The following is a 15,638-nucleotide window of genomic DNA, read 5'->3' as shown; positions in this document are numbered from 1 at the left end:
GGATATGAATATCTTTAAAAAACCTGCTCATTGTGAGGAGGACATTGTGAAAAGTGTCAAAGATTTTTTTAGCAAACATCATCTTTCATTAAAAGGGACCACAATCATTGTAGGCGTTTCCGGCGGTCCGGACTCAATGGCGCTTCTCCACGTGCTTCATACGTTATGCGGCCGTTCAGCGAATATTATTGCGGCGCACGTTGACCATCGGTTCAGGGGCGCGGAATCCGAGGAGGACATGCGTTTTGTCCAAGCTTATTGTAAGGCTGAACAGCTCGTGTGTGAAACGGCTCAAATCAATGTAACCGCTTATGCACAGGAAAAAGGTCTCAATAAACAGGCTGCAGCACGTGATTGCCGCTATCAATTTTTTGAGGAAGTCATGTCAAAGCATCAAGCGGACTATCTGGCACTTGCGCATCATGGTGATGACCAGATTGAAACGATCCTTATGAGACTGGCTAAGGGCACGCTTGGAGCGGGACTTGCGGGAATGCAGGCTGTCAGGCGTTTTGGGACGGGACGGATCATCAGGCCATTCTTAACCATTACTAAGGAAGAGATCCTTCACTATTGCCGTGAAAACGGCTTGAGCTACCGCACGGATGAAAGCAATGCCAAAGATGATTACACCAGGAACAGATTCAGAAAAACAGTCCTCCCGTTTTTGAAACAGGAGTCGCCGGATGTGCATAAAAGGTTTCAGAAAGTAAGCGAGGCACTGACGGAAGATGAGCAATTCTTACAGTCATTAACGAAAGATGAAATGAATAAAGTAATCACAAGCCAGTCTAATACATCAGTTGAAATCAATTCCTCTCAATTGCTTGCCCTCCCGATGCCTTTACAAAGAAGAGGAGTTCAACTAATATTAAACTATCTTTATGAAAACGTTCCATCATCCTTTTCAGCTCATCATATTCAGCAGTTTCTTGAGTGGGCTGAAAAAGGCAGTCCTTCAGGAGTATTGGATTTCCCAAGAGGGCTGAGGGTGGTCAAATCATATCAGACATGTTTGTTTACATTTGAACAATGGCAGTGCAAAAATGTTCCCTTTGAATACCAAATAAGCGGAGCTGCTGGCGAAACGGCAGTGCTCCCCAATGGATTTCTGATAGAGGCAAAGCATTATGCGGAATCGCCTGAAGAACATGGGAATGCTGTTTTTATTACAAGTGCAAAAAAGGTTCGATTTCCCTTAACGATCCGGACAAGAAAAGCTGGAGACCGGATTAAACTAAAAGGGATGAACGGCTCGAAAAAGGTAAAGGATATATTTATTGATAAGAAACTGCCTCTCCGAGAAAGAGACAGCTGGCCGATTGTGACTGACGCAAGCGGTGAAATTATCTGGATACCGGGCTTGAAAAAATCAATTTTTGAAGATCTTGTGATTCCAAACAGCGACCGCATTGTATTACAATATAGACAGCATGAAAAGTGTAGGGGGCAAGCAAAATCATGATGAAACATGATATCGAAACAGTACTGATCTCAGAGGAAGAGATACAAGAGAAAGTAAAAGAGTTAGGCGCAGAATTAACGAGCGAGTATCAAGATACATTTCCGTTGGCAATCGGTGTGTTAAAAGGAGCGCTTCCTTTTATGGCGGATCTTATCAAGCATATTGATACATATTTGGAAATGGATTTCATGGATGTATCAAGCTACGGAAAGTCTACGGTTTCTTCTGGAGAAGTCAAAATCATTAAAGATTTGGATACATCTGTAGAGGGCCGGGACATCTTAATTATTGAAGATATCATCGACAGTGGGTTAACCTTAAGTTATCTAGTAGAGCTCTTCCGATACCGTAAAGCAAAATCAATTAAGATTGTTACCCTTTTGGATAAACCGAGCGGAAGAAAAGCGGACATCAAAGCAGACTTTGTAGGCTTTAAAGTTCCTGACGCGTTTGTAGTGGGTTACGGACTTGATTATGCTGAGCGCTATCGCAATCTGCCTTATATCGGAGTGTTAAAACCGGCAGTTTATGAAAGCTGATCGGCAGCCTGCTTCCGAGATGGTTATTGTTTGTATTGGAATGATTTTCTATGGTACTATTGAACATAGTTGTGCTTACTGTGGGAGGAGGTAAGGAATGAATCGGGTCTTCCGTAATACCATTTTTTATTTACTTATTTTATTAGTAGTAATCGGGGTTGTGAGCTACTTCCAGACCTCAAATCCGAAAACAGAAAATATGTCGTACAGTACGTTCATCAAAAACCTGGATGACGGGAAAGTTGATAGCGTATCGGTTCAGCCTGTCAGAGGTGTTTATGAGGTAAAAGGACAGCTGAAAAACTACGACAAAGATCAATACTTTTTGACTCATGTTCCTGAAGGAAAGGGAGCAGACCAGATATTTAATGCTTTGAAAAAGACAGACGTAAAGGTTGAGCCCGCTCAAGAAACAAGCGGATGGGTGACGTTCCTGACGACCATCATCCCATTTGTCATTATCTTTATTCTGTTTTTCTTCCTGCTCAATCAGGCTCAAGGCGGCGGCAGCCGTGTCATGAACTTTGGTAAGAGCAAGGCGAAGCTTTATACAGAGGAAAAGAAACGCGTCAAATTTAAAGACGTTGCAGGGGCAGACGAAGAAAAACAAGAACTCGTTGAAGTTGTTGAGTTTCTGAAAGATCCCCGCAAGTTTGCCGAGCTTGGTGCAAGAATACCAAAAGGCGTACTTTTAGTCGGACCTCCTGGTACCGGTAAAACATTGCTGGCCAAAGCTTGTGCAGGTGAAGCTGGCGTACCTTTCTTCAGCATCAGCGGATCTGATTTCGTTGAAATGTTTGTAGGGGTCGGTGCTTCCCGTGTGCGTGACTTGTTTGAAAATGCGAAAAAGAATGCGCCTTGTTTGATCTTCATTGATGAAATTGACGCAGTCGGACGCCAGCGTGGAGCGGGTCTCGGCGGCGGACACGATGAACGTGAACAGACGCTCAACCAATTGCTTGTTGAAATGGACGGATTCAGCGCCAATGAAGGTATTATCATCATTGCTGCGACGAACCGTGCGGACATCTTGGACCCAGCCTTACTTCGTCCGGGACGTTTTGACCGTCAAATCACAGTGGACCGCCCAGATGTCATTGGCCGTGAAGCTGTATTGAAAGTCCATGCGAGAAACAAACCGCTGGATGAAACGGTTAACCTGAAATCAATTGCCATGAGAACACCTGGCTTCTCGGGCGCTGACTTAGAAAATCTCCTGAATGAAGCTGCACTAGTGGCAGCTCGTCAAAATAAGAAAAAAATCGATGCACGTGATATTGACGAAGCGACGGACCGCGTAATTGCCGGACCAGCTAAGAAGAGCCGCGTCATCTCTAAGAAAGAACGCAATATCGTGGCTTATCACGAAGGCGGACACACCGTTATCGGACTTGTTTTAGATGAGGCAGATATGGTTCATAAAGTAACGATTGTTCCTCGGGGGCAGGCAGGCGGTTACGCTGTTATGCTGCCAAGAGAAGACCGTTACTTCCAAACAAAGCCCGAGCTGCTTGATAAAATTGTCGGCCTCTTGGGCGGACGTGTCGCTGAAGAGATTATCTTCGGTGAAGTTAGCACAGGAGCGCACAATGACTTCCAGCGTGCGACAAACATTGCTAGACGAATGGTTACAGAATTCGGTATGTCAGATAAACTGGGACCAATGCAATTTGGACAGTCTCAGGGCGGTCAGGTATTCTTAGGCCGTGATTTCAACAACGAACAAAACTACAGTGATCAGATCGCTTACGAAATTGATCAGGAAATTCAGCGCATCATCAAAGAATGTTATGAGCGTGCGAAACAAATCCTGACTGAAAATCGTGACAAGCTTGAATTGATTGCTCAAACGCTTCTGAAAGTTGAAACACTGGACGCTGAACAAATCAAACACCTTGTCGATCATGGAACATTGCCAGAGCGCAATTTTTCTGATGATGAGAAGAATGATGACGTGAAAGTAAACATTCTGACGAAGACAGAAGAAAAGAAAGACGATACAAAAGAGTAATTCGCTTTCTTTCTAAAAACTGCCAGCTGACGCTGGCAGTTTTTTTATGTAATTTTGCCTCAAGCAGCCGCTTTTGCAATCATCCAATTCTGGTATCGATTTGTTTACAAATGAGCCGCTGATCGTGTATGGTATTGTAGAATGTTTGTAAAAGTAATATAGAGAAACTATTCAAAAGTGGTGATAGAGGTTGTTACTGGTTATTGATGTGGGGAACACCAATACTGTACTTGGTGTATATCATGAGGGAAAATTAGAATATCACTGGCGTATAGAAACAAGCAGGCATAAAACAGAAGATGAGTTTGGGATGATTTTGCGCTCTTTATTCGACCATTCCGGACTTATGTTTGAACAGATAGATGGCATTATTATTTCATCAGTAGTGCCGCCAATCATGTTTGCGTTAGAAAGAATGTGCACAAAATACTTTCATATCGAACCGCAAATTGTCGGTCCGGGTATGAAAACCGGTTTAAATATAAAATATGACAATCCGAAAGAAGTGGGAGCAGACAGAATCGTAAATGCTGTCGCTGCGATACACTTATACGGCAATCCGTTAATTGTTGTTGATTTCGGAACTGCCACAACGTACTGCTATATAGATGAAAACAAACAATACATGGGCGGGGCGATTGCTCCTGGGATTACGATTTCGACAGAGGCGCTTTACTCGCGTGCGGCAAAGCTTCCGCGAATCGAAATCACCCGGCCTGACAATATCATCGGAAAAAACACTGTAAGCGCGATGCAATCTGGAATTTTATTTGGCTATGTCGGTCAAGTGGAAGGAATCGTCAAGCGAATGAAATGGCAGGCTAAACAGGAACCAAAGGTCATTGCGACGGGAGGCCTTGCGCCGCTCATTGCAAACGAATCAGATTGTATAGATATCGTTGATCCATTCTTAACCCTTAAAGGGCTGGAATTGATTTATGAACGAAACCGCGTAGGAAGTGTATAGGAGGTTTTGTAATGGATTATTTAGTAAAAGCACTTGCGTATGAAGGAAAAGTTCGCGCTTATGCAGCGAGAACAACGGAAATGGTAAATGAGGGGCAAAGACGGCACGGCACGTGGCCGACAGCATCCGCTGCACTGGGCCGTACAATGACAGCTTCGCTTATGCTCGGCGCTATGCTGAAGGGTGATGACAAGCTGACAGTGAAAATCGAGGGCGGAGGTCCAATCGGAGCAATTGTGGCTGATGCCAATGCAAAAGGGGAAGTCAGAGCGTACGTCTCTAACCCGCAAGTACATTTTGATTTAAATGAACAAGGCAAGCTTGATGTCAGACGTGCGGTTGGAACGAGCGGAACGTTAAGTGTCGTAAAAGATTTAGGGCTGCGCGAGTTCTTCACAGGACAAGTAGAAATTGTTTCAGGAGAATTGGGCGATGATTTCACCTACTATCTTGTGTCATCGGAACAGGTTCCTTCATCAGTGGGTGTAGGAGTGCTCGTGAATCCTGACAATACCATTCTTGCGGCAGGAGGCTTTATTATTCAGCTTATGCCGGGAACAGATGATGAAACGATCACAAAAATTGAACAGCGGCTATCTCAAGTAGAGCCGATTTCTAAGCTCATCCAAAAAGGGCTTACACCTGAAGAAATTTTGGAAGAGGTCCTAGGTGAGAAGCCTGAGATTTTAGAAACGATGCCTGTTAGATTCCATTGTCCTTGTTCAAAAGAACGTTTCGAAACAGCTATTTTAGGACTAGGCAAAAAAGAAATTCAAGATATGATAGAAGAAGATGGACAAGCCGAAGCTGTATGCCATTTTTGTAATGAAAAGTACTTATTTACAAAAGAAGAGCTGGAAGGGCTTCGTGATCAAACTACCCGCTAAGCTCTTTAGCGGGTTTTTTAATTTAAGAAAAGGGGCTGAAAGCAGGTTTGAAATCAAGAACAATCTGGACCGTTATTTTAGGGGCGCTGCTGGTTTGCTGTATTGCCGTTGCGTATACGCTGACCAAATCCCAAGCAGGCGCATCGCCGTCCGGTGAGTCTATTGCGACGATCGGAGGCAAAAGCGTGACAAGAGAAGAATGGCTGAAAGAAATGGAAGATCAATATGGAAAGTCGACTCTTGAAGATATGATCAATGTCCGTGTCGTTGAGCAGCTCGCCAAAAAGAACGATCTCAAAGTGTCTAAAAATGAAATTGATCGTGAATTTTTGCTGATTAAAGCGGTCAACAATTCCTTTTACGAAGACGAACATACAACTGAAAAAGAGTGGAAAGACCAAATTCGTTATAATATTCTCCTCGAAGAATTGTTAACGAGGGATATTGATATCTCAAACAGTGAAATGAAATCATTCTATAATAAAAATAAAGAACTGTATCAGTTTGATGATTCGTATCGAATTCGGCACATTGTTGTAAAAGATGAAGAAGAAGCGAGAGAAGTCCTGAAAGAACTAAAAGGCGGCTCTAGCTTTGAAGCTGTTGCAGCGGAAAGGTCCACAGACAGATATACATCACCATACGGCGGAGATTTAGGCTTTGTCACAGAAGCATCAGACAACATCCCGTCAGCATACATTGAAGAAGCTAAAACACTCAAAGAGGATGAATGGTCTGAGGAGCCGATAAAGGTCAGTAACGGATATGCCGTGATTCAGCTGAAAGAAAAACTAAAGGCAAGGACATTCTCATATGATGAAGTGAAGGATCAGATCAGGCGGCAAATCGCAATGGATCAGTTAGGTGATAAAGCTACAGTCAAAACGCTATGGAAAGAAGCTGATGTATCTTGGTTTTATGGGGAAAAAAGTACTAAATGATTGACAAAAAATTTTGAAATTGATAGATTATATACATAATACCAATACAAATAGTCGGAAATTGAGGTGTCGAGAATGGTACGTGTAGCAAACTCCATTACTGAATTAATTGGGAATACGCCAATCGTTAAATTAAATCGCCTTGCAGATGAAAACAGTGCGGATGTATATCTAAAGCTTGAATACATGAACCCTGGAAGCAGTGTAAAAGACCGTATCGGCTTAGCCATGATTGAAGCCGCTGAAAAAGAAGGAAAATTAAAAGCTGGTGATACAATCATTGAACCGACAAGCGGAAATACGGGAATCGGTCTTGCGATGGTTGCTGCTGCTAAAGGATTAAAAGCTATTTTGGTTATGCCTGATACAATGAGTATGGAGCGCCGCAACCTTCTTCGCGCATACGGTGCTGAGCTTGTGCTAACTCCTGGTGCGGAAGGCATGAAAGGTGCTATTAAGAAAGCTGAAGAACTTGCTGAAAAGCATGGATACTTTGTGCCTCAGCAGTTTAATAACCCTTCTAACCCAGAAATTCACCGTCAAACAACGGGTAAGGAAATCGTTGAACAATTCGGTGATGATCAGCTTGACGCATTTGTGGCGGGAATCGGAACAGGCGGAACGATTACAGGAGCGGGTGAAGTTCTGAAGGAAGCATACCCTTCCATCAAAATTTACGCTGTTGAACCGTCAGATTCTCCAGTGCTTTCAGGAGGAAAACCAGGCCCCCACAAAATTCAGGGGATCGGAGCTGGATTTGTGCCGGACATCTTAAACACGGAAGTATACGATGAAATTTTCCCTGTGAAGAATGAAGAAGCATTTGAATATGCGCGCAGAGCTGCACGTGAAGAAGGAATTCTCGGAGGCATCTCATCAGGTGCGGCAATTTATGCTGCTCTTCAAGTGGCGAAAAAACTTGGAAAAGGAAAAAAAGTATTAGCTATCATTCCAAGTAACGGCGAACGTTATCTGAGCACGCCGCTGTACCAATTCGATTAAAAAAGCAAACTCCCGGTCCGCCGGGAGTTTTTTTTATTTGTGCATCAAATATGCCGTGTCTGCGACGAATGTTATTCTTGGAAGAGAAATTCACTTTTTTCACTAACAAGATTGCTTTACAATAAAAAACAAGCAAAATAGAAAATAGAGGAATGATATAAATGGCACAACGCAGACCGGCAGGCAAAAAAGTACCCTTCCAAAAAGATTCATTCTTACAACAATTTGAGAAACTTGCGCAATCCAAAAAACAGCATGTACTGCTTGAAAGTGCAAGAGGCGGCAGATACACGATAGCCGGTCTTGATCCAATTGCGACTGTAAAAGGAAAAGATGGAATTACCACCATTAAGCATGGTGACGAGATGCTGTTTAAGGAAGGTGATCCTTTACGTGCCTTCCACAGCTGGTTTAAAACGCTGGAAACAGAAACGGATGATGAGCTTCCGGATTTTCAAGGCGGGGCAATCGGGTTTCTTAGCTATGATTACGCACGTTACATTGAGAACTTTAAAATGCTTTCATTAGATGACCTGGAAACACCGGATATATATTTTCTTGTTTTTGATGATATAGCAGTTTATGACCATCAAGAAGAGACTCTGTGGCTGATTACTCATGTTAATGGTTCTGATCAAAAATCTGCAGAGGCGAAGCTATCTGAGCTGGAGCGCATGTGGGTGACTGAGCTTCCTGCTGTTCCTTCGCGAGAGATGAAGCATGAAGCAGACGGTTCCTTTGCGGCACCATTTACTGAGGATGGATTCTCACAAGCAGTAGAGAAAATCAAACAATACATTGCCAGTGGAGATGTGTTTCAAGTCAATCTGTCAATCAGGCAGTCACAGTCACTGTCTGCCCACCCGTATCAAATTTACAAGGCTCTGAGAGAAGTGAATCCTTCTCCGTATATGGCCTATTTAGAAACACCTGATTTTCAAATTATTTGCGGATCGCCTGAACTGCTTGTCAGCAAAAAGGGCAAACGATTAGAGACGAGACCGATTGCCGGGACCCGTTCCAGAGGGAAAACCGATGAAGAAGATGAGGCGCTCGCAAACGAATTGATCCACAACGAAAAAGAACGAGCTGAACATGTCATGCTGGTTGATCTTGAGCGAAATGATCTGGGAAGAGTATCACGTTACGGGTCTGTGCGCGTGAACGAATTCATGGCTATTGAAAAATACTCGCATGTGATGCACATTGTGTCTAACGTCCAAGGTGAACTGCAGGATGGGTATGACGCTGTAGATATTATTCATGCTGTATTTCCTGGAGGAACCATTACAGGTGCTCCCAAAGTGAGAACGATGGAAATTATAGAAGAACTTGAGCCGACACGCCGCGGGCTTTATACTGGATCTATAGGATGGTTTGGATATAATCACGATCTGCAGTTTAATATCGTCATTCGAACCATTTATGCAACCGGAGGGCAGGCATTTATGCAGTCCGGCGCAGGAGTTGTGATTGATTCTGTTCCAAAGCACGAATACAGGGAATCATTCAAAAAAGCTTTTGCAATGCAAAAGGCATTAGAGCTGAGCAAAGAAGAGACAAAAATTAGATGAGGTGAGCGGAGAAATGATTTTAATGATTGATAACTACGATTCATTCACGTACAACTTGGTGCAGTATTTAGGTGAGCTTGGGGAAGAATTGATTGTAAAACGTAATGACGACATCACTGTTGAAGAAATCGAAGAGCTGTCTCCGGATTTCCTGATGATTTCTCCTGGACCGTGCAGTCCTGATGAGGCAGGAATCAGCCTTGAAGCTATTAAACATTTTGCAGGCAAAATTCCCATTTTCGGTGTATGCCTCGGACATCAGTCCATCGCCCAAGTGTTTGGCGGTGACGTGGTTAGGGCAGAACGGCTGATGCACGGAAAAACCTCGGATATCGAGCATGACGGCAAAACAATCTTTGAAGGTTTGAAAAATCCCCTTGTCGCGACTCGTTACCACTCGCTGATTGTTAAACCTGAGACGCTTCCAAGCTGTTTCACAGTAACAGCACAAACGAAAGAAGGAGAAATCATGGCCATTCGCCACAATGACCTCCCGATAGAGGGCGTGCAATTTCACCCAGAGTCTATAATGACCTCCTTTGGGAAAGAAATGCTCAGAAATTTCATTGAGACATACCGCAAGGAAGTTATTGCGTGATGATATATGTAAACGGCCGGTATATAGAGGAGAAAGATGCAGTTCTTTCTCCTTTTGACCATGGATTTTTATATGGGATCGGTGTTTTCGAAACCTTCAGGCTTTACGAAGGCTGCCCATTTTTGCTTGATTGGCATATAGAAAGGCTTGAACGGGCGCTTAAGGATCTGCAGATCGAATATACGGTTTCAAAGGATGAGATCCTTGAGATGCTGGACAAGCTGCTTTGGCTGAATGATATCAAGGATGGGAATGCCCGTGTCAGGCTGGACATATCAGCCGGAATCAGCGATAAAGGCTTTGTTGCCCAGACTTACGATAAACCAACTGTTTTATGCTTTGTGAACCAGCTGAACCCAGAAAGCTTACCTTTACAAAAAGAAGGAAAGATTTTATCGATACGGAGAAACACACCAGAGGGGCCATTTCGGTTAAAATCTCATCATTACTTAAATAATATGTATGCGAAGCGGGAAATCGGAAATGATCCCCGTATCGAAGGGATTTTCTTAACAGAGGATGGTGCTGTTGCAGAGGGCATCATATCAAACGTTTTCTGGAGAAAAGGCAGCTGCATCTATACCCCGTCACTTGATACCGGTATTCTGGACGGTGTCACGAGACGTTTTGTTATAGAACATACAAAGAAAATAGGGCTGGATCTCAAAACAGGCCTATATGAGTCAGAAGCTCTTTTGACAGCTGATGAAGCGTGGATGACGAACTCGGTTCTTGAGATCATCCCGTTTACGAAAATAGAAGAAGTCAATTATGCGGGTCTCAGCGGAGAAGCAGTCTCTGCTCTTCAAACGCTTTACAAAAAAGAAATAAAGAACATGATTCATGAAATGGGAGGAAGAGAATGGCGCAGCAAACGATAGACCAAACACAAGTAATCCACACCAAGCCCAGCGCTTTATCATATAAAGAGAAGACACTGGTGATGGGGATTTTAAACGTCACGCCTGACTCTTTCTCGGACGGCGGAAAATATGACAGCTTAGACAAGGCGCTCCTGCACGCGAAAGAGATGATTGATGACGGTGCACATATCATTGATATCGGAGGAGAATCGACAAGGCCCGGTGCTGAGTACGTGTCAGAGGATGAGGAGATGTCCAGAGTGATTCCGGTGATTGAGCGGATCACAAAAGAACTTGGCGTGCCGATTTCCGTAGATACGTACAAGGCTTCTGTCGCAGATGAAGCTGTGAAAGCCGGCGCATCCATCATCAATGATATTTGGGGAGCGAAACATGATCCGAAGATGGCTTCGGTTGCAGCTGAACACAATGTTCCAATCGTTCTCATGCATAACCGCCCAGAGAGAAATTACAATGACTTATTACCGGATATGCTGTCGGACTTAATGGAGAGTGTAAAAATCGCTGTTGGGGCCGGAGTTGAGGAGAAGAACATTATTCTTGATCCGGGTATCGGGTTCGCGAAAACGTATCATGACAATTTGGCAGTAATGAACAGACTGGAAATTTTCAGCGGACTGGGGTATCCGGTTCTTTTGGCAACCTCCCGAAAAAGATTCATCGGACGTGTTCTGGATCTTCCGCCTGAGGAGCGGGCTGAGGGCACCGGTGCGACCGTATGTCTCGGCATTCAAAAAGGCTGCGACATTGTCAGGGTCCATGACGTAAAACAAATAGCCAGAATGGCGAAAATGATGGATGCGATGCTGAATAAGGGAGGGGTGCACCATGGATAAAGTCTATGTAGAAGGCATGGAGTTTTACGGATATCACGGTGTGTTCAAAGAAGAAAACAAGCTCGGCCAGCGGTTTAAAGTTGATTTAACTGCTGAGCTGGATTTAAGCAAAGCCGGACAAACAGACGACCTTGAGCATACGATCAACTACGCTGAGCTCTATCACGTATGTAAGGATATCGTAGAAGGGGAGCCAGTGAAGTTAGTGGAAACGCTGGCGGAACGCATTGCTGATACGGTCCTTCGGAAATTTCAGCCGGTGCAGCAATGTACTGTGAAAGTGATTAAGCCCGACCCGCCAATTCCCGGACACTATAAATCAGTAGCAATTGAAATCACGAGAAAAAAATCATGAACAACATAGCTTATATTGCACTTGGATCTAACATTGGAGATAGAGAAACGTATTTAAGACAAGCAGTGGCCTTGCTGCACCAGCATGATGCGGTGATGGTCACTCAAGTGTCTTCTATTTATGAAACTGACCCTGTCGGATACGAAGACCAAGATGAATTTTTGAATATGGCTGTTGAAATCAAGACGTCACTGAACCCTTTTGAACTCCTTGAACTGACGCAGCACATCGAAAATGAATTAGGAAGAACAAGGGAAGTAAGATGGGGGCCGAGGACGGCAGACCTTGACATTTTGCTGTTTAATCGTGAAAATATTGAAACAGAGCAACTAATTGTTCCGCATCCGAGAATGTATGAGCGTTTGTTTGTACTTGCGCCGCTTGCGGAGATTTGCCCGCAGGTTGAAAAAGAGGCAAAAAACGCGGAAACCGACCAAGAAGGTGTAAGAGTATGGAAGCAGAAATCTGGGGTAGACGAATTCGTGCATTCAGAAAGCTGAAAGGTTATACTCAAGAAGGATTTGCAAAAGCATTAGGTATATCAGTTTCTATTCTCGGCGAAATTGAACGCGGAAACCGATTGCCGTCAGCTGCCATCATTCAAGATGCAACAGATGTTTTAAATATAAGCGCGGACGAATTGGCGCCGCCCGAAAAAAATAACAAATGAAAGGAGGAGAAAATTTGTTTAAAATTGGGGATATTCAATTGAAAAATCAGGTTGTGCTTGCTCCTATGGCTGGTGTCTGCAACTCTGCATTCAGATTGACCGTAAAGGAGTTCGGAGCTGGATTGGTATGCGCTGAAATGGTCAGTGACAAAGCAATCCTTTACAACAATGCTAGAACAATGGGCATGCTTTACATTGATGAACGCGAAAAACCGCTCAGCCTTCAAATTTTCGGAGGCAAAAAGGAAACCCTTGTAGAAGCGGCGAAGTTTGTAGATCAAAACACAACTGCTGATATTATTGATATTAACATGGGTTGTCCTGTGCCAAAGATTACAAAATGCGATGCGGGAGCCAAATGGCTTCTCGATCCTGATAAGATTTACGAAATGGTTTCTGCAGTAGTGGATGCCGTTGAAAAACCGGTTACAGTGAAAATGAGAATGGGCTGGGATGAAGACCACATTTTCGCAGTGAAAAATGCACAGGCCGTAGAACGTGCGGGCGGAAAAGCCGTTGCGCTTCACGGCCGTACAAGAGTGCAGATGTACGAAGGAACGGCAAACTGGGACATCATCAAAGAAGTAAAACAATCAGTATCGATTCCGGTTATCGGGAACGGCGATGTGGAGACGCCGCAGGATGCTAAGCGTATGCTCGATGAAACAGGAGTAGACGGTGTCATGATCGGACGCGCTGCATTGGGCAATCCGTGGATGATTTACCGTACGGTTCAGTACCTTGAAACAGGTGAATTAAAAGAAGAGCCGCAAGTACGCGAGAAAATGGCGGTATGCAAACTGCATCTTGACCGCCTGATTAACTTAAAAGGTGAAAATGTAGCGGTAAGAGAAATGAGAAAGCACGCTGCATGGTATCTGAAAGGCGTAAGGGGCAATGCGAATGTTCGTAATGAAATCAATCATTGCGAGACAAGAGAAGAGTTTGTACAGCTTTTAGATGCATTTACGGTTGAAGTTGAGGCAAAAGAGCTTCAAAACGCAAAAGTAGGATAATACTCACCTCTATTTGCTGCTCACTGCCAGTTTTGCGCTGGCAGTTTTTCTGCTTTTTTTATGAAACAATATCTGTAATGGAGTGATAACAATGAGTCAAGAAGAGCATAACCATGAAGAATTGAACGACCAGCTGCAAGTCAGACGCGATAAAATGAATCAGCTGAGAGAAAACGGCATTGATCCGTTCGGTGCACGTTTTGAAAGAACTCATCAGTCTCAGGAAGTTATTTCGGCATATCAAGATCTAACCAAAGAAGAGTTAGAAGAAAAAGCGATTGAAGTCACAATCGCAGGCCGCATGATGACAAAACGCGGCAAAGGAAAAGCCGGATTTGCACATCTTCAAGACTTAGAAGGCCAAATTCAAATCTACGTAAGAAAAGACAGTGTTGGTGACGATCAATACGAAATCTTCAAGTCTTCTGACCTCGGTGATCTTATCGGCGTAACCGGAAAAGTCTTCAAAACAAATGTAGGCGAATTGTCTGTTAAAGCAACTTCTTTTGAATTGCTGACAAAAGCGCTTCGCCCGCTTCCAGACAAATACCATGGTTTAAAAGATGTTGAACAGCGCTACCGTCAACGCTACCTGGATCTTATCGTAAATCCAGACAGCAAACATACGTTCATCACACGAAGCAAGATCATTCAAGCTATGAGAAGATACCTTGATGATCATGGATACTTAGAAGTAGAAACACCAACAATGCACAGCATTCCTGGAGGTGCGTCTGCACGTCCGTTTATCACTCATCATAATGCGTTAGACATTCCGCTCTATATGCGTATTGCAATTGAACTGCACCTAAAACGCCTGATCGTCGGCGGTTTAGAAAAGGTATATGAAATCGGCCGTGTGTTCCGTAATGAAGGTGTCTCAACACGCCATAACCCTGAGTTCACGATGATTGAGTTGTATGAAGCGTATGCAGACTATAAAGATATCATGAGCTTAACAGAAAACCTCGTTGCCCATATCGCTCAAGAAGTGCTTGGAACGACTACGATCCAATACGGGGAAGAACAAATCGACCTTAAACCTGAGTGGAAAAGAATCCATATGGTTGACGCAGTCAAAGAAGCGACTGGCGTTGACTTCTGGGAAGAGGTTACTGTTGAACAGGCGCGTGAATACGCTAAAGAACATGGTGTAGAGATTAAAGAGTCTATGACAGTAGGCCATATCATTAACGAATTCTTCGAACAAAAAATTGAAGAAACGCTTATTCAGCCAACGTTTATCTACGGTCATCCTGTAGAAATTTCTCCTCTTGCTAAGAAAAACCCTGAGGACCCGCGTTTTACAGACCGTTTTGAACTGTTTATCGTTGGACGTGAACATGCAAACGCGTTTACAGAGCTGAATGATCCTATTGATCAAAGAGAACGCTTTGAAGCGCAGTTAAAAGAGCGTGAAGCTGGCAATGATGAAGCTCATCTGATGGATGAAGACTTTGTTGAAGCACTGGAATACGGTATGCCGCCAACAGGGGGGTTAGGCATCGGTATTGACCGTCTGGTTATGCTGCTAACGAATGCTCCTTCTATTCGTGATGTGCTGTTATTCCCGCAAATGAGACAACGCTAATATAGAAGAGCGGCATCTTTCATGGAGAAAGGATGCCGCTCTTTTTAAATTCCTAAGTATTTCTTCAAAAAAACTATTGCACTATTATTTACATGGTGGTATATTATTATTCGTTGCCGCTAAACAAGGCGATAACGAAAAAAATAACTTCAAAAAAAGTTATTGACTTCACTGAGACAACGAGTTATAATAATAAAGTCGCTTGAACGAAGTGAACAAAATGATCTTTGAAAACTAAACAAGACAAAACGTACCTGTTAATTCATTTTTTATAAATCGCACAGCGATGTGCGTAGTCAGTC

Annotated in this window: 16 protein-coding genes; all 16 read left to right on the top strand. The window is 43.6% G+C overall.

Annotated features, from left to right (window positions below; translation table 11 throughout):
- Positions 1–46: 46 nt before the first annotated feature.
- The 16 genes from tilS to lysS all read left to right on the top strand — a co-directional run bounded on the left by tilS (position 47) and on the right by lysS (position 15,336).
- On the top strand, positions 47–1,465 hold the full coding sequence (gene tilS, locus MOC09_RS19505; protein ID WP_268360625.1) for a tRNA lysidine(34) synthetase TilS: 1,419 nt from the start codon (positions 47–49) through the stop codon (positions 1,463–1,465).
- Positions 1,462–2,004: a hypoxanthine phosphoribosyltransferase gene (gene hpt, locus MOC09_RS19500; protein WP_268360626.1), complete on the top strand. Its 543-nt coding sequence runs from the start codon at positions 1,462–1,464 to the stop codon at positions 2,002–2,004. The genes tilS and hpt overlap by 4 nt, the downstream gene beginning before the upstream one ends.
- A gap of 97 nt (positions 2,005–2,101) precedes the next feature.
- Positions 2,102–4,015, top strand: a complete 1,914-nt coding sequence (ftsH, locus tag MOC09_RS19495) for an ATP-dependent zinc metalloprotease FtsH (RefSeq protein ID WP_268360627.1) — start codon at positions 2,102–2,104, stop codon at positions 4,013–4,015.
- Between the two features lie 190 nt (positions 4,016–4,205).
- Positions 4,206–4,982 carry a type III pantothenate kinase gene (locus MOC09_RS19490; RefSeq protein WP_268360628.1) on the top strand — a complete coding sequence of 259 codons (777 nt, stop codon included), beginning with the start codon at positions 4,206–4,208 and terminating at the stop codon, positions 4,980–4,982.
- 11 nt (positions 4,983–4,993) lie between these two features.
- Entirely contained in the window at positions 4,994–5,869 is an 876-nt protein-coding gene (hslO, locus tag MOC09_RS19485) for a redox-regulated molecular chaperone HslO (RefSeq protein WP_268371623.1), read from the top strand.
- 47 nt (positions 5,870–5,916) lie between these two features.
- The gene (locus tag MOC09_RS19480) at positions 5,917–6,810 is read left to right on the top strand and encodes a peptidyl-prolyl cis-trans isomerase (RefSeq protein ID WP_268360631.1); all 894 of its coding nucleotides are present in this window, start codon (positions 5,917–5,919) and stop codon (positions 6,808–6,810) included.
- 75 nt (positions 6,811–6,885) lie between these two features.
- The gene (gene cysK, locus MOC09_RS19475; RefSeq protein ID WP_003218399.1) at positions 6,886–7,812 is read left to right on the top strand and encodes a cysteine synthase A; all 927 of its coding nucleotides are present in this window, start codon (positions 6,886–6,888) and stop codon (positions 7,810–7,812) included.
- Between the two features lie 161 nt (positions 7,813–7,973).
- Positions 7,974–9,386 (top strand): anthranilate synthase component I family protein, encoded by a 1,413-nt coding sequence (locus tag MOC09_RS19470; protein ID WP_268371622.1) that lies wholly within the window; start codon positions 7,974–7,976, stop codon positions 9,384–9,386.
- Positions 9,387–9,399: 13 nt separating this feature from the next.
- The gene (gene pabA / locus MOC09_RS19465; protein WP_268360635.1) at positions 9,400–9,984 is read left to right on the top strand and encodes an aminodeoxychorismate/anthranilate synthase component II; all 585 of its coding nucleotides are present in this window, start codon (positions 9,400–9,402) and stop codon (positions 9,982–9,984) included.
- A complete protein-coding gene (gene pabC, locus MOC09_RS19460) occupies positions 9,984–10,865 on the top strand; it encodes an aminodeoxychorismate lyase (protein ID WP_268371647.1) in 882 nt (293 codons plus the stop codon). The genes pabA and pabC overlap by 1 nt, the downstream gene beginning before the upstream one ends.
- Entirely contained in the window at positions 10,847–11,704 is an 858-nt protein-coding gene (gene folP, locus MOC09_RS19455) for a dihydropteroate synthase (protein ID WP_268360637.1), read from the top strand. Before pabC ends, folP begins: the two co-directional genes overlap by 19 nt.
- Positions 11,697–12,059 carry a dihydroneopterin aldolase gene (folB, locus tag MOC09_RS19450; RefSeq protein ID WP_268360639.1) on the top strand — a complete coding sequence of 121 codons (363 nt, stop codon included), beginning with the start codon at positions 11,697–11,699 and terminating at the stop codon, positions 12,057–12,059. The genes folP and folB overlap by 8 nt, the downstream gene beginning before the upstream one ends.
- Positions 12,056–12,559, top strand: a complete 504-nt coding sequence (gene folK / locus MOC09_RS19445) for a 2-amino-4-hydroxy-6-hydroxymethyldihydropteridine diphosphokinase (RefSeq protein WP_268371620.1) — start codon at positions 12,056–12,058, stop codon at positions 12,557–12,559. Before folB ends, folK begins: the two co-directional genes overlap by 4 nt.
- On the top strand, positions 12,511–12,729 hold the full coding sequence (locus tag MOC09_RS19440) for a helix-turn-helix domain-containing protein (RefSeq protein ID WP_268360642.1): 219 nt from the start codon (positions 12,511–12,513) through the stop codon (positions 12,727–12,729). The genes folK and MOC09_RS19440 overlap by 49 nt, the downstream gene beginning before the upstream one ends.
- Before the next feature lie 14 nt (positions 12,730–12,743).
- Positions 12,744–13,745: a tRNA dihydrouridine synthase DusB gene (gene dusB, locus MOC09_RS19435; RefSeq protein WP_268371617.1), complete on the top strand. Its 1,002-nt coding sequence runs from the start codon at positions 12,744–12,746 to the stop codon at positions 13,743–13,745.
- A gap of 91 nt (positions 13,746–13,836) precedes the next feature.
- Positions 13,837–15,336, top strand: a complete 1,500-nt coding sequence (lysS, locus tag MOC09_RS19430; protein ID WP_268360646.1) for a lysine--tRNA ligase — start codon at positions 13,837–13,839, stop codon at positions 15,334–15,336.
- Positions 15,337–15,638 lie beyond the last annotated feature (302 nt).

The organism is Bacillus sp. N12A5 (assembly GCF_026790125.1).
Classification (GTDB): domain Bacteria; phylum Bacillota; class Bacilli; order Bacillales; family Bacillaceae; genus Bacillus.
Note: the sequence above shows the minus strand (reverse complement) of the source record. Positions and strands in the feature narration are given on the sequence as shown.

What these genes read in the sequence shown, in the direction of transcription:
- folP (WP_268360637.1), top strand. Translation starts at nt 10,847, where the DNA reads ATGGCGCAGCAAACGATAGACCAAACACAAGTAATCCACACCAAGCCC.
- cysK (WP_003218399.1), top strand. Translation starts at nt 6,886, where the DNA reads ATGGTACGTGTAGCAAACTCCATTACTGAATTAATTGGGAATACGCCA.
- pabA (WP_268360635.1), top strand. Translation starts at nt 9,400, where the DNA reads ATGATTTTAATGATTGATAACTACGATTCATTCACGTACAACTTGGTG.
- folK (WP_268371620.1), top strand. Translation starts at nt 12,056, where the DNA reads ATGAACAACATAGCTTATATTGCACTTGGATCTAACATTGGAGATAGA.
- pabC (WP_268371647.1), top strand. Translation starts at nt 9,984, where the DNA reads ATGATATATGTAAACGGCCGGTATATAGAGGAGAAAGATGCAGTTCTT.
- MOC09_RS19440 (WP_268360642.1), top strand. Translation starts at nt 12,511, where the DNA reads ATGGAAGCAGAAATCTGGGGTAGACGAATTCGTGCATTCAGAAAGCTG.
- MOC09_RS19470 (WP_268371622.1), top strand. Translation starts at nt 7,974, where the DNA reads ATGGCACAACGCAGACCGGCAGGCAAAAAAGTACCCTTCCAAAAAGAT.
- ftsH (WP_268360627.1), top strand. Translation starts at nt 2,102, where the DNA reads ATGAATCGGGTCTTCCGTAATACCATTTTTTATTTACTTATTTTATTA.
- hslO (WP_268371623.1), top strand. Translation starts at nt 4,994, where the DNA reads ATGGATTATTTAGTAAAAGCACTTGCGTATGAAGGAAAAGTTCGCGCT.
- folB (WP_268360639.1), top strand. Translation starts at nt 11,697, where the DNA reads ATGGATAAAGTCTATGTAGAAGGCATGGAGTTTTACGGATATCACGGT.
- lysS (WP_268360646.1), top strand. Translation starts at nt 13,837, where the DNA reads ATGAGTCAAGAAGAGCATAACCATGAAGAATTGAACGACCAGCTGCAA.
- hpt (WP_268360626.1), top strand. Translation starts at nt 1,462, where the DNA reads ATGATGAAACATGATATCGAAACAGTACTGATCTCAGAGGAAGAGATA.